This window comes from Maribacter sp. MS6 (assembly GCF_056839185.1).
Window position 1 is genome coordinate 1,595,139 of the sequence record NZ_CM166389.1, and the last position, 19,521, is coordinate 1,614,659.

Annotated in this window: 21 protein-coding genes and 1 tRNA gene; 9 read left to right on the top strand and 13 right to left on the bottom strand. The window is 37.2% G+C overall.

What is annotated here, in order from left to right; all coding sequences use genetic code 11:
• The first annotated feature begins 33 nt into the window (after positions 1-33).
• Positions 34-1,461, top strand: a complete 1,428-nt coding sequence (locus tag MS6x_RS07140; protein ID WP_482606406.1) for an ATP-binding protein — start codon at positions 34-36, stop codon at positions 1,459-1,461.
• An 84-nt stretch (positions 1,462-1,545) separates the two neighbouring features.
• On the opposite strand, the gene MS6x_RS07145 is transcribed toward MS6x_RS07140, so the two are convergent.
• From MS6x_RS07145 to MS6x_RS07190, 10 genes are all read right to left on the bottom strand, one after another.
• Positions 1,546-2,919 (bottom strand): hypothetical protein, encoded by a 1,374-nt coding sequence (locus MS6x_RS07145; protein ID WP_482606407.1) that lies wholly within the window; start codon positions 2,917-2,919, stop codon positions 1,546-1,548.
• Positions 2,920-3,105: 186 nt separating this feature from the next.
• On the bottom strand, positions 3,106-3,294 hold the full coding sequence (locus MS6x_RS07150; protein WP_482606409.1) for a hypothetical protein: 189 nt from the start codon (positions 3,292-3,294) through the stop codon (positions 3,106-3,108).
• A gap of 10 nt (positions 3,295-3,304) precedes the next feature.
• Positions 3,305-3,670 (bottom strand): membrane protein insertion efficiency factor YidD, encoded by a 366-nt coding sequence (gene yidD, locus MS6x_RS07155; protein ID WP_482606410.1) that lies wholly within the window; start codon positions 3,668-3,670, stop codon positions 3,305-3,307.
• A 17-nt stretch (positions 3,671-3,687) separates the two neighbouring features.
• Positions 3,688-4,101 carry a hypothetical protein gene (locus MS6x_RS07160; protein WP_482606412.1) on the bottom strand — a complete coding sequence of 138 codons (414 nt, stop codon included), beginning with the start codon at positions 4,099-4,101 and terminating at the stop codon, positions 3,688-3,690.
• 11 nt (positions 4,102-4,112) lie between these two features.
• Positions 4,113-4,397: a hypothetical protein gene (locus tag MS6x_RS07165; protein WP_482606414.1), complete on the bottom strand. Its 285-nt coding sequence runs from the start codon at positions 4,395-4,397 to the stop codon at positions 4,113-4,115.
• Positions 4,398-4,400: 3 nt separating this feature from the next.
• Positions 4,401-5,114, bottom strand: coding sequence for a hypothetical protein (locus MS6x_RS07170; RefSeq protein WP_482606415.1), 714 nt, complete (start codon positions 5,112-5,114; stop codon positions 4,401-4,403).
• A gap of 26 nt (positions 5,115-5,140) precedes the next feature.
• Positions 5,141-5,941 carry a hypothetical protein gene (locus tag MS6x_RS07175; RefSeq protein ID WP_482606417.1) on the bottom strand — a complete coding sequence of 267 codons (801 nt, stop codon included), beginning with the start codon at positions 5,939-5,941 and terminating at the stop codon, positions 5,141-5,143.
• Positions 5,942-6,172: 231 nt separating this feature from the next.
• Positions 6,173-6,841 carry a response regulator gene (locus tag MS6x_RS07180; protein WP_482606418.1) on the bottom strand — a complete coding sequence of 223 codons (669 nt, stop codon included), beginning with the start codon at positions 6,839-6,841 and terminating at the stop codon, positions 6,173-6,175.
• Between the two features lie 9 nt (positions 6,842-6,850).
• Positions 6,851-8,557: a tetratricopeptide repeat-containing sensor histidine kinase gene (locus MS6x_RS07185; RefSeq protein WP_482606419.1), complete on the bottom strand. Its 1,707-nt coding sequence runs from the start codon at positions 8,555-8,557 to the stop codon at positions 6,851-6,853.
• Between the two features lie 291 nt (positions 8,558-8,848).
• Positions 8,849-9,010 carry a hypothetical protein gene (locus MS6x_RS07190; protein WP_482606420.1) on the bottom strand — a complete coding sequence of 54 codons (162 nt, stop codon included), beginning with the start codon at positions 9,008-9,010 and terminating at the stop codon, positions 8,849-8,851.
• A gap of 200 nt (positions 9,011-9,210) precedes the next feature.
• On the opposite strand from MS6x_RS07190, the gene MS6x_RS07195 reads away from it, so the two are divergent.
• Positions 9,211-9,963 (top strand): hypothetical protein, encoded by a 753-nt coding sequence (locus MS6x_RS07195; RefSeq protein WP_482606421.1) that lies wholly within the window; start codon positions 9,211-9,213, stop codon positions 9,961-9,963.
• 23 nt (positions 9,964-9,986) lie between these two features.
• Positions 9,987-10,643 carry a hypothetical protein gene (locus MS6x_RS07200; RefSeq protein ID WP_482606423.1) on the top strand — a complete coding sequence of 219 codons (657 nt, stop codon included), beginning with the start codon at positions 9,987-9,989 and terminating at the stop codon, positions 10,641-10,643.
• A gap of 6 nt (positions 10,644-10,649) precedes the next feature.
• Here the strand turns inward: MS6x_RS07200 and MS6x_RS07205 are convergent, their stop codons facing one another.
• Positions 10,650-11,570, bottom strand: coding sequence for a FlgO family outer membrane protein (locus MS6x_RS07205; protein ID WP_482606425.1), 921 nt, complete (start codon positions 11,568-11,570; stop codon positions 10,650-10,652).
• Positions 11,571-12,102: 532 nt separating this feature from the next.
• On the opposite strand from MS6x_RS07205, the gene MS6x_RS07210 reads away from it, so the two are divergent.
• The 4 genes from MS6x_RS07210 (at position 12,103) to MS6x_RS07225 (ending at position 15,521) form a co-directional block, all read left to right on the top strand.
• Positions 12,103-12,276, top strand: coding sequence for a helix-turn-helix domain-containing protein (locus tag MS6x_RS07210; protein WP_482607151.1), 174 nt, complete (start codon positions 12,103-12,105; stop codon positions 12,274-12,276).
• A gap of 81 nt (positions 12,277-12,357) precedes the next feature.
• The gene (locus MS6x_RS07215; RefSeq protein WP_482606426.1) at positions 12,358-12,528 is read left to right on the top strand and encodes a hypothetical protein; all 171 of its coding nucleotides are present in this window, start codon (positions 12,358-12,360) and stop codon (positions 12,526-12,528) included.
• A 321-nt stretch (positions 12,529-12,849) separates the two neighbouring features.
• Positions 12,850-13,239: a hypothetical protein gene (locus MS6x_RS07220; protein ID WP_482606428.1), complete on the top strand. Its 390-nt coding sequence runs from the start codon at positions 12,850-12,852 to the stop codon at positions 13,237-13,239.
• Entirely contained in the window at positions 13,236-15,521 is a 2,286-nt protein-coding gene (locus MS6x_RS07225; protein ID WP_482606429.1) for a relaxase/mobilization nuclease domain-containing protein, read from the top strand. The genes MS6x_RS07220 and MS6x_RS07225 overlap by 4 nt, the downstream gene beginning before the upstream one ends.
• A gap of 306 nt (positions 15,522-15,827) precedes the next feature.
• On the opposite strand, the gene MS6x_RS07230 is transcribed toward MS6x_RS07225, so the two are convergent.
• Complete coding sequence (locus tag MS6x_RS07230) at positions 15,828-17,054, bottom strand: phage integrase SAM-like domain-containing protein (protein WP_482606431.1); 1,227 nt, start codon at positions 17,052-17,054, stop codon at positions 15,828-15,830.
• A gap of 132 nt (positions 17,055-17,186) precedes the next feature.
• On the opposite strand from MS6x_RS07230, the gene MS6x_RS07235 reads away from it, so the two are divergent.
• Positions 17,187-17,247: transfer RNA gene (locus MS6x_RS07235), tRNA-Asp, on the top strand.
• A gap of 237 nt (positions 17,248-17,484) precedes the next feature.
• Entirely contained in the window at positions 17,485-18,249 is a 765-nt protein-coding gene (locus MS6x_RS07240) for a metallophosphoesterase (protein WP_482606433.1), read from the top strand.
• A gap of 16 nt (positions 18,250-18,265) precedes the next feature.
• Here the strand turns inward: MS6x_RS07240 and MS6x_RS07245 are convergent, their stop codons facing one another.
• Positions 18,266-19,519 (bottom strand): McrC family protein, encoded by a 1,254-nt coding sequence (locus MS6x_RS07245; RefSeq protein ID WP_482606435.1) that lies wholly within the window; start codon positions 19,517-19,519, stop codon positions 18,266-18,268.
• Positions 19,520-19,521: the final 2 nt, after the last annotated feature.

Consider the following 19,521-nt stretch of genomic DNA (forward strand, 5'->3'; position numbering starts at 1 on the left):
TATTTAATTATATTTAAATGAAATAAGGAAATAATGATTGAAAAAATTTCTAAATCACAGGTTTTAGAACGTATTCAGTTTGAAAATTACTGGTGGCGCAACAATGGTATTGAAGAAGATTATAATGCTATGCAACGCCGTTTGTACTTTGATATTTTCAAACCTATGGTGTTTGACCGTACAATAAACAGGGCCGTTGTGCTTATGGGGCCAAGAAGGGTCGGGAAAACCGTGATGTTGCACCATACCATTCAAGAGCTAATAGATGAAGGTGTGCCCGCCCAAAAAATTATTTTCATTACGGTTGAAAATCCAATATATACGAATATCGCTTTGGAAGAGCTTTTCAAGTATGCTTTGGAAGCCATAGGGAACCAAAACCCTAAAGACTGTTTCGTATTTTTTGATGAGATACAGTATTTGAAAGATTGGGAAATTCATCTAAAAACATTGGTGGACAGTTATCGTGGCACAAAATTTATAGTATCCGGAAGTGCCGCTGCTGCCTTAAAGTTTAAAAGCAACGAAAGCGGTGCAGGGCGTTTTACGGACTTTTTATTGCCACCCCTTACTTTCTACGAATACATACACATAAACAACCTACAGCACCTAATGGTCGAAAGTAATCTGCTGTGGAAAGGGAAGGAACAGCATTTTTATGATACTGTAAATTCTCAATTGTTGAACGAGCACTTTGTGAAGTATATCAATTTTGGAGGGTATCCTGAAATCATTTTCTCACCTCAAATGCAAAAGAATCCCGGACGCTATATAAAACAGGACATTGTAGATAAGGTATTATTGCGTGATTTACCCAGTTTATATGGTATTAAAGATGTGCAGGAATTGAATAGGCTGTTCACTACCATTTGTTTTAATACTGCCCATGAGTTCGAATATGAAGAGTTGAGTAGAACTTCAGGTGTAAAGAAGCACCTGATAAAAACCTATATTGAATATTTAGAGTCCGCTTTTTTAGTCAAAAAAATCAGTAGAGTAGATCAGAGCGGCAAACGCTTCAAAAGAGAAGTAAAGTTTAAAATGTACCTCTCAAACCCATCCTTATACGCCGCGCTATTTACACCATTGGCGATTACAAATGAAAAACGCATGGGCGACTTGGTGGAAACAGCAATTTACTCACAATGGATGCACCGTGATTGGTTTAATCCGTATTATGCCCGTTGGGGAAAAGGAGAGGTGGACATGGTGGGAATTGATGAGGGCACATTACAACCGATTTGGGCTTTGGAAATAAAATGGAGCAATAGATATGAAGAAAAACCTAGCGAGTTAAAAAGCCTTATTGATTTCTGTAACTCGAATAAATTAACTTCTGCATTGGTTACAACAATTGATGTCAAAACCCAGAAGGAGTTTCAAGGCGTAACCTTGCAATACGTGCCTTGTGCTACCTATGCGTATAATGTTGGAAAGAATACGCTGGATAAGAAGAAATAGAGGGGGTAATCATATTTCATGGTAGAAGCCACAAAAAACCTATAAAGTTTAATCCCGAATTTCTTAAGTCGAACTCACGTTATTTTATATACTTTTACAATTGTCCACAACAATGTCTTCTCTACTGGGATTGTACGCATTCCGTTTAATATCAATTATTTTGGCGAAATCTGTTTCCAATAGATTTTTCAGACCACAAAAATCTGTTAAATTTCTGTTGTCTCTTAGGGTAAGAGTCATGGAAAGGTAAGCCCCATAACCAGCTTCAGGTTCTGCAACTTCATTTCCCAGTGATTCCAATAGTTGAAAACTATCTAAATCTGCTATGTTTAGCTCGATTAAGACTAGTCTCGCCCCTATTGTCGTTATTTTATTAAAGGCATCAAGACTATTTATTGCTGGACATTCCGTAATAATCAAATTATATTTTATTCGTGTAGTTTTTGAGAGGGCAGAAATATCTGAAAGCGATTCATTTCTTAAAATTGAAATATCTTGAATAACATCTGGTAAATTTCTAAGTCCATTTAAATTAGTGAGCTTTGGGTTATCGCCAATTAGAATAAAATCAGCTTTATTAATGTTTTCCATGCCATCAATATTTTCCAAGGCATCATTACCACTGATACTTATTCTTCTTACGCTTGTTAATCTGGATAAACCGTCAAGGTTATTTAACTTATCATTACTATTAATTCTTAAATCTCCATTGAAGTAACCTAGTCCATTTAAGGCATCAATATTTTCTAAATTTTCATTGTATGATATGATTAAGTCCTTAGGGATAAAATCATTTAGTAAATAGGTGTCAATTAATGCGAGGTATTCCAGCCCATCCAAATTTGTCAAAAGAGGATTCCCTGCATTACGAGCACCAATGCTAAAATCACCTCTTATTTGGTTTAGGTTGCTTAAAGCTGCCAGACTAGAAATATTACTACCCCCTTCTTTTCCAATAAATACATCTCCTATAATGGTTAAATATTTCTCTGCTCCAAAGCTGTCTACCTCTTCTTGGGATGATAAAACAACGTTGCCCCGATATATCTTTGCGGTAAAAAAATCGACCTCTCCACCGTAACTGGTACCATTCTTATTGGTAGCGTAAGCTCTTAAATAATATCTGGTATTTGGCTCAAGACCTGTGACAGAGCTTACAAAATCACCTTCTCCTGTCCCATCCTTTGTTGCATCATCATCAATGCTAGGGTTGGGTTGCGCGCTCCAACAGACACCTCTTGCTATTATTCCGCTACCACCTGTATTTAAAATAGTTCCACCGGCTTCAACACTTGTCCCTTGATCTGATGTAGCTACTGTTCTTGTAGTTACTTCGGGGAATCCTGCTTGTGTTGGTCCATCGGTATCTTCTCCAACATCATCAACAGTACAAGAGTTTAGAAGTGAAGTAACGATGATTAAGAGCAAATATTTGAAAGAGAGCGAGATAGTTTTCATGATAGGGCACTTTGTTTATGTGGCTATAGGTATTTAAGACCTAATCTATGATTCATACAATAAATTTACAGAGGTTTCTTTCGCAGAAAAAGGATCTTGAGGGCTTGCAAAATCGCTTTTTAAGCAAGTAAAAAAAGGATAGAACAAATATCATTATCACCGAGATATGTTTCGGCATTACGGTTTTCATTCTTTCGTATAGATGGCCAAATAGGTGATAGAGGGTGTGCCGATACCCAAACAACCAGGTTTTTGAATCTGAAATACTGAGTGAAATTTATACCCTTGCTCAGCGTATTTATTAAATCTGTTTTCAAGGCTGCCAATGGCCTTGTTTGAAAATTGACTTCCAATTTGTTCGATTTTGTATTGCATTTTTTATGATTTAGTTTAATATATCTTTTCCTCCGTTGCTTGGTCTGCAACGTGATAATCTGTTAATGGTGAGGAGACTTCCTTTAAAAAAACCTTTTTCTCTGTAAGCGAGTTCTGAATACCGAGAACAGCTGGGGTCAAATACACATCGATTTCCCAGTTTCGGCGAGATTTTTCTTTGATAGTACCTTAATGAACGAACAATTATTCTCAACCAGATTGGTTTTTTGGGTATTTCAAGATTTTGAATTTCCAAATCCAGCTTAGTATGCTTTGAAAAGTGTCTTTCAATAATTATTGCATCTTTTTCAAGAGCATTTATCTCAAATAAATTATCGTTTATCTTTATGTATTTTGAACTAATTTTTGACATCATGTACGACAGAATTTTTATCAGCTTTTCGATATGATTTTCAAATACAATAAAATTTTAAGAGCTATCTGAGCAAATTCTCTAATCAAACTAAGGTATAATGGAGAAAAATAGGTAGCTATCAAAATACCGGCAAAAAGACCAAATCCTCCAAAATAGCTACTACCACCCCTTATTGCCAATAAGATTCCAATTGGGTAGGCTAGGAAAATCAGTGCGTCAAAAATGCTGATAAGCCATACATACAAAGGAAACTCATCAGATAATTTGCTTACTTCTCCGTTTTGGGATTTGGCGTTGGAGAGGTTTTTTATTGCATTTATGTATATTTTAAGTGGAAGGGTAAAAGGCTTTATGATTAACAATTCTAAAACCCTTAAAAGCGTTTTACCCCAATTTATAATTTTTAGTTCTTCGGCGATAGGTTGGTCCATACTATAAAATTTTAATTACAGTTCGCTTTGGCGTTTAAAAGAGCCTCTGAAAAATTCTTTTTTTCCTCGAAAGAATTATACTTAGCATTCATCTGCTTCATCAGGTCTGCTGCTTCCGCCATATATTCTTGAAGATCTTCTTGGCTTTCGGTATCTCCTGACATTGCTTTCAGTTGCAGTTCTTTTACTTTGCATTGAAGATATGCCACTTTTTGGGCATCGCTTGAGATTGAGTCTCCACAACTGTTTAAGAGTAAAGCAAATAATAAGGTTATGGCTTGGATTGCTTTTTTCATTTTTCAATTAGTTTTTGTTTCAATGTCATTACTTATATAGTCTGTGTAAAACTCGTTCCACACTTTTTTGTTCTTTTTGGTAAAGCTTCCATCAAGGTGTTGTTCATTTTTATCTCTTTCCTCCGCAGCACCTGATCTATATGAATCCAAAATAATCCTGAACTCCACATCTTTTGAGGTGTTGATTCTTTCTAACTGACTTTTTGAGATTGCGTACCTTGCATTTGTCTCAGAACTTACCCCACTCATTTCAATATCAAAATCAGAATTAAAAGAACCTTGAGTACTTAATTCGAGACGACCATCGTCCAATAAGAAGACTAGTGATTCCCCCTCCTTTACCTTTGCGAATTGTTCGTTTTGAACATCTACCTTGAAAAGTATGGACAACTCATAACTACCGTCTTTCAAAATATGTTTTTCTAAATCCAAAAAGGTCTTGAAAGTAGGGGCGTCTGTTCCAAAGATCAGGTTGCCTAACGCATTCACACCCGATAAATCGCAATAAACTCTATTCCCGTTCATTTGATAAGTTCTGGTGTCCTCAAACTTATCAGATGTTTCATTTACACTTACTCCGAAAAGCTCTTTTAAAATGTTAGTTTTTTTCTTTTTTTGTGCGGATACTTCGGGGAAAATAATTAGAGAAAGTAAAATCATAAAAACTATTCGCACTTCGGCAGGGAAAACCCTAGGATTCTGATTATTTTTTTTCATTTGTTAGGTTCTAATGTTTTTTATAATTAAAAAGTGACTTCACCAATCTTCTTATTCCAACCATTTGGATAAAAAAATTCGACTTTGTTCACTCGAACTATAAATTGGCTAAGCCGATCATTATGTTCAGGATTTTCCAAAGCATAAGTTATGATAGTATTTAGCTGTTTGCTCGGTGGTAAAGTTGGGCGCGGATTATTATCCTCAAAATATTGAAATAGCTTTTCGGCTTTTTCCGACGCCAAATGAAGACTTCCGATATATTGAGTTTTGCCATTTGGGTAACGAAAATTAAGGTCTCCATGCCAATCACCTTGTATTCCACCAAAGCCAATAGAAGCTGATGTTGCTATAAATTTTAATTCTTCGGTGGTCATATCATAGGTGCTAACTGTAGCTCTATTTAAGCCTAAATAAGTAAGTGCATTCGGGTCATAATTTTTTGATTTTGATTTTGCTTTTTCTATTCTCCCTTCCCATTGTTTACGAACTTCTTTTAGCTTAAAAGGGTTGTCTTTATTTTTCCAAATACTGGGATCACCTTCCATAGCAAACACATAATATTCAGCTAAATTGATATAAGGTGTTCTTACTGCACTTGTACAGCAATTGCCCCCATTTTTGTATTCGTCTAGAGACCTTGGGTTATCTAAAAATTTAGAATAATCAACTTCTGAACAGAAATTGATTGCCCCTAAGAACATTGTTCTAAGATTTTCCTTAGTAAGTTCAACACCAAATTTTTTAATCTCTTTATAACCTTTAGGTACGGAATAAGATGAAGGTTTTTGTGGTTTTACTTCATTACAAGAAATAAGTAAAGCCAAGAAAAAAAAATTGAAGAAAATTTGTTTCCATTTGTTAAATACGATATACAAAAGGACCTGCCGTAAAGGGTATATTTTAATTTGAATGATTTCATTTTTCGAGTATTTTAAAGTTTGGTTTAAAAACAAACTTAAACCCTACGTAACACTATTCCTTACGGGTTTCCGTAAAGAGCCTGATTAAGCTGTAAAATTTGTTAAAACGTTTAAAAAGAAGGATAAAATACATTGTTAGACCCATCCAAGGTCCTTGCTCATGGCTACTAGTTGGATAACGTTTTTAGCATTGAGTTCCAATTTTAAAACGTTAAGTCGTTTTTCTATGGAACTAATACCACTAGGTTGAATTCTTTTTCTCTTGAAGAGTTCTGAAATTTCCTTTTGATTGAGACCGTTAGCGAGTTGTTTTAAAAGCTCAATATCATAGTCTTCGATTTCAAAGACTTCTTTTCGGTTCATAAAACCGGAGAGATCTGGAGAAATGTAAGTTTGGTTTTTTGAAATCGTCTTTATCGCTTCTATTAGATATTTTAGGCCTTGACGCCCTTTAACCACATACCCATCTATTTTATGATTGATAAATAGTGATTTAACTCTAGCAGAACGATCTTCTACCGAATATACTATGGCTTTTAAATGAGGTTGCTTTGATTTCAAAGTTTTCACCAATTCATCACCAGAGTTAATTTTACTTTCTCGATGGTCCGTTTTAAAAGAAAGGTCGGTAATTACTAAATCAAAGGGTGCATTGTCTTTTTGCGCTCTAAGAAATTTTAAGTGTGCATCGTCGCAATAAAGCGATTGCTGTACTTCCTTTATGGATGTTTCTTGTTTGAGCATTTGGGCGATACCAAAACCAATACTATCCAAGTCTTCCACGACCAATACTTTTTGAAACATTTTCGGCGGCTATATGGGAAAGGCACATTTGATTCTAACTCCTTTACCTAGTTCGGATTCAAAACTAAATGTTCCATCAATATTTTTTATACGGTTTTCCGTATTCGAAAGTCCAGCACCTTTTTGAAAGGACTTTTTTACGCCTTTCCCATTATCACTGTAATCGATTTTTAGTGCTTTTTTCGAGTTTTCAAAAGCAACGGATACCAACGTTGCCTCGCTATGTTTTTTCATATTGACAAAAAGCTCGTTTAATACTCGGTATAACGTTATCTTCTTTTCGTTTGATATGCCACCCCATTTAATAGTACTTAAACCTTTCACGGCAATTGTTGTATCATCGTTTCTAAATTGAGATAATAGTTTTTTCAATTCATCCTGAAAGTTTTGGGTATCGATACTTCCGGTTTCATGGGAAATATCCCTAGTTCTTTTATAGATATCCTCTAAGCTATCCAATGTATTTTCCTTTTGAAAAGTTTTAGAATGTTCCATACGGGTCATAACACCATAAATGTCATTAGCCAATTCATCGTAAACTTTTTTAGAAATTCGTTTTTCGGTTTCGTAAACCTCCTGTAATTTTTCTTTTCTGTGCCTTTGCCGCAAACCGTAAAATGCTGAAATACCTCCTAAGACTAGAAATCCACTCAGGGATAGCCATAGCGTTTTTTGCGTCCGTTGATTTGCCAACTCTGTATTTTTCCGCTCTCTCTCAGCCTCTAGTTTAAGTATAGAAAGTTGTTTCTGCTCATCATCATATTTCATTTTGGCAAATTGGGTCTTTACCTTTAGACCCACTTGATAAAGACTGTCTTGCAAGAGAATGTAGCGATTTCTAATCTTAGCATCGTTTGGTTGCAAGTCCATCAAAAACTTCAATGCATCTTGCTCCGCTTTAGGAATTTTCAATTGTTTTGAAATCTGTATTACGGTATCTAAATATCGTTCCGCTTTTTTTGAGCTAGTTTTTAGAAAGTACTCACCCAAATGGGTATAGCTAGCTATTTGCCCTCTCTTGTCATTTTTGTTTTTTCTTGTGAGCAGGGGTTGTAAAAACTCATTTTGATCTATATTTTTACCTGAAATCCATTTGGCGTACGCCAGATTGTCAAGTATTCGAGCTCTTTGAATATCTCGATTTTTTAATACTGAATCCAACGAAATTTTCGAAAGTATCTGTAACGCTTTCTCATGTTCATGAATATCCAGGTATGCTGTAGCTAAGTTGTTTTTATAAATGAGAATATCTGATGGCGACTTTGAAGAGTTTATAGCTTTCTGATAGTAAGAAACAGCATCATCATAATTTTGTAATTTTCTATTATTGGTGGCCAGCTCATTGTAAGTAGACGAGATTAGTTTAAAATCTACTTTCTTTTTGAAGTAGGCCTCCGCCTCTGTTAAACTCTCTTTGGCACCAAAATAATCGCCTTTATTCTTTTGAATTAGGCCCATGCTTAATAGGGCAGAACCTACATTACTGCTATCTTTAATGTTTTGAAAAAAGGTTTTGGAATTATTAAAATAAGAGTAAGCACTATCTAACTTGGCCATTTTTTTAAAGTTGAGGGCTAAGTTTCTACTTGCAATTCCTGCATATTTATTATTGGATATTTTTTGTGCGCTTTTCAACAAATAAGCATCATACCATTGTATACTATCAATATTGTCTAGATCGTAATGTACATTGCTTTTGGCTAACAAGATTTTCAAAAAGAGTGAATCAATCGGAGCGCGTTTGGTTAGATTTAGTGCGCTATCCAAAAGGACTAATCGGGTATTTAGACTTTTGGTTTTGTTATTGCCTGCCTTTAAAAGAGACGAAACGACAATCTGCTTTGCAGTTTGTTTCGGACTATTAACGTCTTCACAAGCTGAAAAGATTGAGAAAAAGAACAGAATAAGAGATAGTTTATAAAATCTGATCAAATTGGTTTTGGTATAAAAATATGTAAAAAGAGGCCACACCAAATCGATGTAGCCTCTTTTTTCTTGTTTGGGAGCTTACTGCCCTCCCCTTCCTCCTTCCACTTCTCCGTCGTCACCTTCCGTTGCTAGAATCTCATAAAGTTGATCTTCCTCGGCAATCGTTTCTGCCTTGCTGCATGAGGTTAATCCTTGTCCTACCAAAAACACTACTACCAATACTTTTACTAAATTTCTCATTTTTCTAGATTTAATGGTTATTAATTCCTTTAAAATGAGAGGCCTCTCTTTTATAACTAATTGTTCTGTAACGTCTTACAAATCAATTACACCGCAATTTGAGGTTAATGGCGAAAAATAGCGTGTCATGACCGTCATGACCGTTATGACGAAAGTATTATGTGAAAATTCCGTTTGGTTTTTTGTTTATTTTTGAAGCCATGATTATTGTCAAGCTTACCGAAGAACTACTGCCCCATTTTATTTTTCTAGTCGACGGAATAGAAGACAGCAATAATGATTTGGCCGTCAGTACACTACTGCAAGAATGCAGGGAGAAGGGCATCGAAACAAGTTGGCATTCCCTAAGTCGCGCACTTACTTTTAGAAAGATTCTGAGGGAAGGTTTAAAACCAAAACAAACGTATCATATCCCTAAAAAGAAAACCTTAGATGCTCTGACAAAGTACTATTATGGGGAAGCTTTTATTTTCCGGGACCTTGTTAGAAATAGTAATGATATCGATGTGAACCCATCCGAAGTCTCAACGCATTACACGAAGTGCGTCCCTAGAGCAGAGACAGTTGTCACAATATTTGAAAAAAAGGAGGAGAAAATAGAGCATCTTAATGAACAATCGGATGCATGCATCCATTTTTTAAAAGAGCTGGAATCGTGTTCGCTGAAGCAATTCATAGAAGATGAGGTCAATCAGCGCTTTGACTTACTAAAAAATGAAATTAAGGATGAACTTGTAGTGAAATCTGAATTGATAGGGTTTTTGGAAAATAGGTTAGCAAAGTTGGAGCGGAAGAAGTTTTTTTCACATTTTATTTATCGCTTTTTTGGAAGTTTTGGTCTGTTTTTCGTGAACATCGACTATAATGAAATTGGTAAAACCGAAATGCTGGAAGACTTTTTAGATACTTACGAAGGCCTAACAGACGATGATGCTATCGACGAGTTTTTATAAAATATAATACTAATTCTCGAAGAATGAATTTAAAAACAGAACGCAAGGTAAAATTTTGGTTGGGGACTTTAGCCAAAGCTGCCCTTGTTGTTTTGATTATTTTCAAAATATATGATTTTGTGACCTCTCGAAAAAATCAAAATGAGTCCGTGGAAGCTACTAGTGAAATAGTTGAGAAAGATACTTTAGGAGGAGTTGGGGAAATTACTAAAGAAATCCCTTCCGAGGATACATCTGGTTTGACGAAAAATCAAGCTAGTAATGAGCAAAAAGAGGATTTGATTGCGAAAATAAATCCGAATTCCATCAGCATTATTATTTATGATGCGAATGGAATTGACCATCAAATCGTGAACCACTTGGAAAACACACTCTTCCAAAAATATGATATTAGCGCACCACCATCAAAAGCGTTCGATTTTAAAAGCCCATTATTACAGGGGGATTTCTCCAAATTGAGCAAAATAAAAACGAAATATATTGTTACTGGGGAAGTTCGCTATAGTTTTAAAAAGAGTTCGCTGTCCTCTAACACCGTAAGTTGCCAAATCAATTTGCAGTTTAATACCTACGATACCTCGACTGACAGTAAAATTAGAGATTTATCAAAAATAATACTGGTAAACGGAATCGGGTTTTCACAAGAGGAGGCTAAGGCCAATGCTATCAAAAAAATCTAATCTCATTTACTTAATAGTGTAAGTTTTCGATTTGCAGGTTTCTACTTTTAGTTCGCCTTTGTCTTTTAGGTATGAAGAATAACTCTCTGTTATTATATATCCTTCACGTCTTTTGAATTTTTCATCATTTTGAAAGTCTTTAAAAGTTGCTATGTAATAATCGAAAGGACGATTTATTAGTCCATAAACACATTTTGTTTCTTTGGTATCCAAAATTATAGTTTTGTAGTCGCCCCTAGATTTACTTTCAGCATTCCTGTAATGTCGAATTCTTAGTATAATCTTCTCATTCAATGAGTTATTAAAACAAAAATCTCCGGTACTTTTTTTACTGCATTCGGAATCGACAGTATCAGGATTATTTACGGTTTCGTTAGAATTTAATGATGTATTAAAACCTTTGTTTGTTGTATTGCCACCATTAAGGCTAATACCTAAATAGGAACTAATATTTTCATTCAAGGGCAAATTACCCATATTGGCAGCGAATTGTAGCGCCGTCTCAGTGTCCAATACTTTGGCCCTTACTTTTACTACTGAATTCAATACGGTATACGTACCTGTAATAATGGCATCGACAGCTGTGATTTTGCCCAACTCCTTTGCGGTCTCACCATCTATATATCCCTCAGCATTCAGCTGGTGCTCTTGCAAAAGAACATCCAGATGATTTCTGTCAATGACTTGAAAATTTTCACCGGAATTGGTTAGGTATACAGAAAAGTCTTCCGTTATGTAATTACCCAATGCCGTTGTTTCGCCACTTTCAGTAAAAAAACCCCATACGGCTACTTTTGTTTTTCCTTTGGAATCGATTTTTTTAGATATGCCTTCTGCGATTTTTTCCAACCCGGCATCAAAATCTTGTGCTGTCACACATAGCGAAAATGTCATGGCTAGGAATAAACAGGTAAATAGAACTTTCATTTTTTGGTCTGGTTTTGATTAGGTCAACTAAGTTAGAATTTCTTTTAAATAACAGATACGGGAAACCGTAATTTATACATCTTACTAGTATGGTTAATTATTCTTGTTTCTTTTTCAAGATAAAAGTAGTTTTTCAAATCATTTTATCTTGGTTTTTGGAAACTTAAAAAGGCAGATTTTACTTTTATATCTATAGTAATTTTTGGTTTATTCCAAGTCTTTGTGGAAGCTCGATAACAATAGCCATGATTTAGGGTATCACATTTTGTGATACCGTACCAGCAGATGATTATTTCTGACTTGTGTCGATTTCATATCTTTTTCGTTAGAAATTCTCGGAAGAAGGGTGATTACAGTGCATTTTTTTGCACATACTGTCATATGTTTTCAGATTTAGAAAGACTAGAAATCATTCGCTATATTGATACCTATGAATGTTATCTGCATCGAAGAAAAAGCTTTTTACACGCTATTGGATAGGGTGTTTAAGTATGTTGAATCCAAAATGTAAAAGGATACTCCGGATAAATGGATAGACAAAAAAGAAGCGATGCAGTTATTGAGAATAAAATCGGCCACCACTTTACAAAAATTGCGGGACGAGGGCAAGATCAGGTTTTCACAGCCCGAAAGGAAACATATCGTTTACGGCCACGATTCCATCAACGCTTATCTTGATGCACATGTGTTGGAGCCTTTTAATTAAAACAGATTCTTCCTATTACAACTGAGGTAAAAAATCTCCAAACCATAAGTTTTCCAATAATATTTCATTAGAGGATAAGCCTTGAAAAAATGTGTTTATCCCAAAGCAAAACAACATCATAAATCTTTTAATTGGGATATCGATTTGTTCGGCCTTGTTCCTGCGGAAGTTCAAAAATCCTCCACTCCAAGACTTCCCGAGCGAACCGCTACGCCGGTTCGCATTCGGAGCCTTTCCGTTCCATATTTTTGAACCCCCTCGGCACCGCGGAAAAACCCAAGCGGCGGAAAGGCCGCTTGCCTTTTCCTCCCCCTACCCACAAAATTTTTTGAAAATTTCCCAAATTCCGTAATTATTTAGAGACCATATTGGACCAATTAAACTAGTCGATTGGTCTCAAATAGTCTCTATTGGTCTTATATGGTTTTACGACTTAAAACATTGATTATTAGACTATTATAATTCGTTTTGATGTATTATATTTATCCACGTAGGTGGATAGCAAGTGATGTTTCGCGCACCGCAAAACGCCTACTTCTGACGAAGTGAAAAATCGATAAATCAAGTCAAAAAATGGCTAACAACAAAGGTGGGAGAAAACGATTAGGAGACAAGAAAAGGGAGCATGCGATAACGCTCCGGTTCAATGGCACGGAACTGGAAAAAGTAAGGACAATTCTACAATCCTATAACCTCGATTTTAGGAAAAGGGGAACGGTCGGCCCTTTTCTAAGAAAGCTCATTTTGAACGGAAAGACTACAAAGGAAAAACGTATTCCCGATGGTATTTCGAACCTCAGTTACCAGATCAACAAGATAGGCACCAACATCAACCAACTCGTCAAGGTGGCTAATTACAAGAACATGCGCAGCCCGAACTCGAACCTCGAAAGGGAAATACGAAAGGCAAGTGAACTGATGCTCGAACTCATAGAAACGATAAACGACAAGAACCAGAAATGATTGCTAGGGTACTTTACCGGAAAAGCGTACAAGGCGTGCTGAAGTATGTACTCGGAAAAGAGGAGTGTACAGTACTCGGTTTCCAGAACACCTATTCCGATACGGATACCAACACGGAGTTTTTTGGCAGGGTACTCTACCATTTGGGCAATCGGCACGATTCTGAAAAACGGTATGCACATATCTCCCTCAACCTTCCCCGTGGCGAACACTTAAGTGACAGGAATTTTTTCGAACTCTCCAAAGAGTATATGGAACATATGGGCTATGGTGAACAGCCCTTTGTAGTAGTGCGCCATCACGATACCAAACATGAGCATGTGCATATCGTATCGTCCACCATCAAGGAAGACTGTTTGCAGATCAACCTCTCCAATGACATTAGAAGGAGTATTGCGACCCAGAAATACCTTGAAAAAGAGTTCGGGCTTTCCCCATCGCCCGATACGAAACAGACCAAGGAACTCCCTATATACAAAATGCCCGAATTCCGGAACCGGGACATCAACGGGGTCAGGTTCTATATGCAGGACATCGTTAACAACACCCTTCAAAAGTATAAAGTGCGAAGCTTTGATGAACTTGCTGAACATCTCAAAGACCATCACATTGAGTTAAAGACGACCGAACGAAACGGAAGGATAGGCGTGTCTTATGGTATCGCCGTAAAAGATGGTTATAAATCAAGGTTCATCAATGGCTATACCGTCCATCCACAGTTGAGCGGGCCAAAACTTCAAAAGGCATTTGAACGGAACCAAAGCTCGAAACTGTTGCCGATGGTCAAAAAACGGCTGGAAAAACAACTGCAAACCACTTATGGACTATTCAAGACGATAAACCCCGAACATTTGCCCGACATCTTGGAATCCCATCAAAAACTGGATTGCAAGGTCGATTACGATAATGAAGAAAAGGCCATCGATTTCACCATTTATGACAAATCGGGCTATGTCCTCAGAGCCGAAGAAATAGCTCCTACTATCGGAATCCGCCAAAACCCTCAACTGTTCAAGAGGGAATATACCCAGATGAATTCGGAAAGTAAGCAGCTAAAACTGGAACTTCAAAAGTGTATCAAGGAAGCCTATGAAGAGACCTATCGAAATTCGGGAAGAAAACTACTTTTCTCCGAACATATCGATAGGCTAAGTGTAAAACCATTGGTCAAGGAAATAACAAGATCGGAACGTTTTCTATTTCTAAAAAAGTACCTGCATATCGATAACAGAAGAATGGGCAATATGCTACAGGAACAGTACGATATTGTAAAGGACAAGCTATACGTTAAGGAATCTGTCAAGGAAGAACAGCAACTAAAAGGGAAGGCAGAACTTATACGACAGGCAAGCGAGAAGCGGTTATTCGATGCACCGAGACAAAGGGGAATCCTCTTCGAGCTTGTTCGAAGCCTTGGCACCGATTACGGTAAAGGCATGCTCCGATTTTCGAATTCCCATCGACATCAAGTAAAACTAAACTTGGGCCAAATACCGTTACCAAAGCAAATCGACTTTTACGCTTCCCCCAGCTTTATTCAGGAAAACGAAAAAATACTGGACGGGCTTCTGAACGACAAAGCCGAAAAAGAAATCCGCCCAAGCCCGACGGCAATATTCCTGCCTCTGATGTTCCCGAACGTTTACGCGGCCATGACACAAAAATATAGGCAACGGTTCGAGCAGTTGAGCTTGAAGTCCTATCACAAACATGCAGAACGCACGCAGATACCTTTCGAGAAATCCCCTAAGGACTATATAAAGTTCTTTAATGAAAAAGGATTCAAATTTGAAAAGAAGGAAGGGGAGCTCTACATCGGTTCGATATATTCCAAGTATCCGGTAAGCCTTCCGATTGCGCAGAAAACACAGGCCTATCTGAAGTCATCGACCGACTTGAATAAGATTTTAGGAGAGCAAACGAAAATCTTGGAGAACATTGAAACATCCGGGCGGGCTAATCTGAAAAGTCTTTGGGCGGGTCATTTGGTAGAGACCGGGCAATATAGGAAAGCGGCATATCTCTTCGTATTGGACGGGGTAAGACCCAACCTCCCTTTGCAGCAACTGGAACATCATATGCAGTGCGGGTTGAAGGAAGCCCTGGTTACTGTTTCCGAAAAGCAAGTGAATAGAAAACAGGCGCATCTACTTCGAAAAGGGGTTTACGCACTTGGCAATATGTTGGGAAGCAATAGTTTTAGAGAAGAAGAAATGTTCAACGGCTTTAAGGATGAACTGACCGATTACTCGAAATATAAGGGTAGGGGGCTTTGGATGTGAATTCAATTAAGCGGATTAGTCATGTAATCTAGCACCCTACGGGTGCTTTTTGTGGATAGGGAGAGAAAAGAGATGGTGTGCCGAGCCAAGGTCGGTCTGCGCCCTACGAAGTTTCTTCTTAACGCTTACCTGTCGGGACGCTAAAGAAACTCCGCAGGATCCACGCGCAGGTAAGTCATGGTAAGATTTGGGGCAGGACGAATAATCGTTTCAAGGGATATGATGTCGGAATTTGGGATTCGTCATTTTTTTGCAGAAAAAGAAGGAAGGAGGGTTTTCAACCCGATTTACGAAACATTGACAAACTTATTTTTCCGATAGTTGCCCAAAAATCTCATCTTGGTACTCGTCCATTTTCCCTTTTCTTAAATTGGCTAGATATGCCTGCGTAGTACTAATTCGCCTATGCCCTAACATCTGTGAAATAGCCGTAAGTGGAATTCCCATTTCATTTGCACCGGAAGCAAATGAGTGGCGTGCAGCGTAGCTCGTAATGTTTTCTTGAATTCCCGCATGCTCAGCCAGTTTTTTCAAATTATCGTTATAGCGTTTTCTGGCCCAAACGATCTGATTATAGCTTTCGATAGGGTTTTCACTCTTAACGACATCCAACAGATAATCCTTTCTTTTTTTATCCTTTGTAAAATAGGAAAGCAAGGGCTCAAGTTGGTCGTGGATTTTTATGTTATAGGGCTCATCGGTCTTCTTTCTTGAATATCGGATGCGCCCGTCGACAATGTTGGACAGTTTAAGATGGGCCATATCGACATAGGACATGCCGTTGAGCAGGAAGCTCATCATAAAAATATTCCTGTCCCTGAACAGGGCGGTATCTTTCTCTAGGTCAAGCTCAGCGATTTTACGGATAGCATCGATGGGCAATGCACGTTTTTCAGGTTTTCCGTTCCTAATGACATAATCGTCGAAAGCGTATCCTTCTTTATCAGCAATACCTGCTTTAATAGCTTTTCGGTTAATGGCCCTGACGGTTCTAAGGTAGACACTAAGACCGCCCAACTTGTTGCCCTTGCTTAAATGATGTTTCTCGAATCGGTTCAGAAAATCGAGGTTAAGTTCATCGAAAGTAAAATCCTTTTCATTCCTGAAATTCTTGACCGCTTTGAGGGTATGTTTATAAGCCCTTGCGTTTCCGATACGGTTCGATTTAATCAGATCCGCTATGAGCTGCTCCGCAAACTGATAAAAGGTAATCTTATTAGTAGTTCTTGTAATATGGCTTCGCACCTCGGATACGCTCATATATTTGAGCTTGTCCTTATCCTCTAATTGGGTAAGGATGTCCACCATGTGTGCCATTTTTTTCTGTAAAAGATTATTTAGACGGCTAGGAGATTCCGTGCCTTTGAAGGATGGCCTGATTTTCTGCCTTTTTTCGTCCCATTCGGAAACCGCCAATTGATGTCCGGTCCCTATGCTTGTAGTTTTTCTATTGTGGGTCAAACGGAAAATTAATGGAAAGGTTTTGGTATCTTTCCGTCGTGTATCCAATGAGAGCTTTAGATAGGTGGCCATAACAAAGTATTAAAGTCTGCGTGCAAATTTGCACGCAGATTGCACGCAAAAACTGGTTTTTAATAGTCTTATATGTACTTAAAGATACGACAAATCTCTGAAACCCCCTGTATTTATTGATTTTTTAATTCATGTGAATTCAAAAAACACCTGCCTGTCACGCAGGGGGTCGCGGGTTCGAGTCCCGTCCAGACCGCAAAAGCCTCTATTTTTAGAGGCTTTTTTTATTTTAACTATTTGATAATCAGTGTTATAAAAATGTTAATGTTAAATAAAAGTTAATCAGCGTGCTGCGAGCGTGCTGCATTTTTGACCTATTTTTACTTCTTTGCAGCATTTTACAATACCCTACAATTGAAATTGCCATTCATTGTAAAATGAAATAAAATCATTTTATCTTCTTACTTTTCATTTTCTAAACTGAAATGAAGTGAGAATACAATACTGCTCCGATCTGCACTTAGAATTTGCGCAAAACAGAAGATGGCTATCGACTAACCCTTTAATACCTTCAGGGGAGATTCTCATTGTTGCTGGAGATACCCACTACATAGGGCTTGATTTTGAAAACCTAGATATTTTTAAATGGGCATCGGATCATTACGAACAGACCTACGTTATACCTGGAAATCACGAATACTATGGCGGATATGACCTGTTGTCGCATAAAAAACCTTTTAAATGGGAATTACAGCGTAACGTGTTCTTTCTAAATAATCACTCTATAAAAATAAATGACCTCACGCTGCTATTTTCTACCTTTTGGAGTCATATACATGCTGAAAATAGAAACTCGGTATCTAGTGGGGTAAATGACTTCTATCATATCCGAATGGGTGATAGACGGCTGAGCGTCGATGATTTCAATCAGCTTCATGCGGAGGCTTTTGATTTTTTGAATCAAAGCCTCGAAGATCATAGCGGTAAAACAATTGTGGTTACCCATCATTTGCCAACGCCATTGTGTAATTCCCCAGAATTCAAGGGCAGTTTACTCAACGATGCCTTTGTTGTTGATAAAACCGATTACATAACAAAATCAAATATTGATTACTGGATTTACGGTCATGTGCATAGGAACCTTGGCAACGGTATCAAACTAGGAGGTACTACCATGCTTAGCAATCAATTGGGGTACGTTGATTTGAATGAGCATCTAGATTTTTTAAGAGATTGCTTTGTTGAAATTGTATGATAGTTGAAAAAACAACTTAAGCCCACTTTTCAATTTGACAATTTATATCTTTTTGCCATTCCTTTACATTGGTATTATAGGCTAAGGAAATAACACTACATTCCTCTACTCCCAATTTGTCATCATGAGCATTTAAGTGATCATAATAGTGACCATAACTTAAGCTGTTATTTACGCCAGGGTATACCAAGCCAACTTTCTTGGCCTTGTAGTATTTCATGTAAGCAAACATTTGCCGTAGGTCTTCTGGCGAGGGATTATAATTTTTGATATTCTTCCATTTTGTATCCAGAACAACACAGTTTTCTTTACCCCTGTTCAATACAATATCTGGTTTCATTTTTGAATTATACCCTGAGGTAGGCTTCCAAAAGTTTTTGGTGTTCTGCGCTGCAATAGTAGTTTCTGTTTTTTTATGCTTTCTCAAACTGCCATAGACAAATTGTTCCCACAATAAATTCATATCAAACATCAATGCTAATATGTGATTAGACCCTTTACTTACATCTGGGTGGTAATTTAAAAGCAATAGTCGGGCTATTTGAATCGCTTTTTGGTATCCCTGTGTTTTACGGTTTAGAGTTACTTTATTAAAAGTTGCTTCGGAGACCTTAATATCCGGCATTTCTGGAAAATCTAATTCTAAAGACTTGAGACTGCCTTGTATACTTTCATTGGTGTTTATATGAACTAATAGTTTTAAGGCTTTGTACAGAATACAATGCAGTTGATGATTGGTATCGTAGGTCGTATATTGAATGTAAAACCGCTCTTGATGCACCAGGTTTTGACTTATATGCTTACTAAATTTGAGGTTGCCTTTTAGACTCGTACTATTGCCTTCGGTTTTTCTATATTTTTTGACAAGTCCTTGTCGAAGTAAGTATTTTAACTCACTCACAAAGAGTTCAAAATATAAATCAAGAATTGAATTCGTTTTTAATTTGAGACTGCCAGATGTAGGTGCTTTCAATTGGAATAGACCAACGGCATGCAACATATCTATTAAAACCTTCCGCCAGCTCTCTTCAGATGCGGTGATACTTCTGTCAATCTTTGGCAAGATTTCAATTAAAGAGTCTCCTACTTGTAATACCCCAACGTATTCACAAAACTTTACGCCATTATGAACCAAAGAATAATAGGGCACACCAGACTCTCCATAAAATTGTTGCAATGATTTTAACTGAGTTTCAGATAGCCTTTTTTCTCCTCTATCTATTCTTAGAATCTCATGTTCAAATACAATGATGTGGTTGTTCTTGTTCAATT

What these genes read in the sequence shown, in the direction of transcription:
- MS6x_RS07140 (WP_482606406.1), top strand. Translation starts at nt 34, where the DNA reads ATGATTGAAAAAATTTCTAAATCACAGGTTTTAGAACGTATTCAGTTT.
- MS6x_RS07145 (WP_482606407.1), bottom strand. Translation starts at nt 2,919, where the DNA reads ATGAAAACTATCTCGCTCTCTTTCAAATATTTGCTCTTAATCATCGTT.
- MS6x_RS07150 (WP_482606409.1), bottom strand. Translation starts at nt 3,294, where the DNA reads ATGCAATACAAAATCGAACAAATTGGAAGTCAATTTTCAAACAAGGCC.
- yidD (WP_482606410.1), bottom strand. Translation starts at nt 3,670, where the DNA reads ATGATGTCAAAAATTAGTTCAAAATACATAAAGATAAACGATAATTTA.
- MS6x_RS07160 (WP_482606412.1), bottom strand. Translation starts at nt 4,101, where the DNA reads ATGGACCAACCTATCGCCGAAGAACTAAAAATTATAAATTGGGGTAAA.
- MS6x_RS07165 (WP_482606414.1), bottom strand. Translation starts at nt 4,397, where the DNA reads ATGAAAAAAGCAATCCAAGCCATAACCTTATTATTTGCTTTACTCTTA.
- MS6x_RS07170 (WP_482606415.1), bottom strand. Translation starts at nt 5,114, where the DNA reads ATGAAAAAAAATAATCAGAATCCTAGGGTTTTCCCTGCCGAAGTGCGA.
- MS6x_RS07180 (WP_482606418.1), bottom strand. Translation starts at nt 6,841, where the DNA reads ATGTTTCAAAAAGTATTGGTCGTGGAAGACTTGGATAGTATTGGTTTT.
- MS6x_RS07190 (WP_482606420.1), bottom strand. Translation starts at nt 9,010, where the DNA reads ATGAGAAATTTAGTAAAAGTATTGGTAGTAGTGTTTTTGGTAGGACAA.
- MS6x_RS07195 (WP_482606421.1), top strand. Translation starts at nt 9,211, where the DNA reads ATGATTATTGTCAAGCTTACCGAAGAACTACTGCCCCATTTTATTTTT.
- MS6x_RS07200 (WP_482606423.1), top strand. Translation starts at nt 9,987, where the DNA reads ATGAATTTAAAAACAGAACGCAAGGTAAAATTTTGGTTGGGGACTTTA.
- MS6x_RS07205 (WP_482606425.1), bottom strand. Translation starts at nt 11,570, where the DNA reads ATGAAAGTTCTATTTACCTGTTTATTCCTAGCCATGACATTTTCGCTA.
- MS6x_RS07220 (WP_482606428.1), top strand. Translation starts at nt 12,850, where the DNA reads ATGGCTAACAACAAAGGTGGGAGAAAACGATTAGGAGACAAGAAAAGG.
- MS6x_RS07225 (WP_482606429.1), top strand. Translation starts at nt 13,236, where the DNA reads ATGATTGCTAGGGTACTTTACCGGAAAAGCGTACAAGGCGTGCTGAAG.
- MS6x_RS07230 (WP_482606431.1), bottom strand. Translation starts at nt 17,054, where the DNA reads ATGGCCACCTATCTAAAGCTCTCATTGGATACACGACGGAAAGATACC.